1 protein-coding gene is annotated in these 881 nt (G+C 60.6%); it reads right to left on the reverse strand.

Annotated features, from left to right (window positions below; all coding sequences use genetic code 11):
* Positions 1-55 precede the first annotated feature (55 nt).
* Positions 56-820, reverse strand: a complete 765-nt coding sequence (locus ACP7BL_RS17865; RefSeq protein ID WP_001389365.1) for an IS6-like element IS6100 family transposase — start codon at positions 818-820, stop codon at positions 56-58.
* Between the last annotated feature and the right edge of the window lie 61 nt (positions 821-881).

The raw sequence follows: 881 nt of genomic DNA on the forward strand, positions 1-881 counted from the left end.
GGGCTCTGTTGCAAAGATTGGCGGCAGTCAGAGGTAGGCTGTCGCTCTGCGCCGATCAGGCGGCTGCTGCGAAATGGTGGTTGAGCATGCCCATGGCCTCCGTCAGCGCCGAGGGCCCAATGCCAAAAGCTCTCTCCACAAGGCGCACCTCGCCCCTGATGCCGGGCTGCAGGCACCAGGGGCGAGCCTGTCCTTTGCGCAGGGCTCGCATGACTTCGAATCCCTTGATCGTGGCATAGGCCGTGGGGATCGATTTGAAACCGCGCACCGGCTTGATCAGTATCTTGAGCTTTCCGTGATCGGCCTCGATCACGTTATTGAGATACTTCACCTGCCGGTGGGCCGTCTCCCGGTCCAGCTTTCCTTCGCGCTTCAATTCGGTGATCGCTGCACCATAGCTCGGCGCTTTGTCGGTATTGAGCGTGGCAGGCTTTTCCCAGTGCTTCAGGCCTCGCAGGGCCTTGCCCAGGAACCGCTTCGCTGCCTTGGCGCTGCGGGTCGGCGACAGGTAGAAATCGATCGTGTCGCCCCGCTTGTCGACTGCCCGGTACAGGTAGGTCCACTTGCCCCGCACCTTGACGTAGGTTTCATCCAGGCGCCAGCTCGGATCAAAGCCACGCCGCCAGAACCAGCGCAGCCGCTTCTCCATCTCCGGGGCGTAGCACTGGACCCAGCGATAGATCGTCGTATGGTCGACCGAAATGCCGCGTTCCGCCAGCATTTCCTCAAGGTCGCGATAGCTGATCGGATAGCGACAATACCAGCGCACCGCCCACAGGATCACATCACCCTGGAAATGGCGCCACTTGAAATCCGTCATCGTTCCGTCCGTCCAATCTCCGCCAAGCATGCTCAAGCTTCACGATTTTTGCAACAGAGCC

This window comes from Sphingomonas sp. DC1600-2 (assembly GCF_049897605.1).
Classification (GTDB): Bacteria; Pseudomonadota; Alphaproteobacteria; order Sphingomonadales; family Sphingomonadaceae; genus Sphingomonas.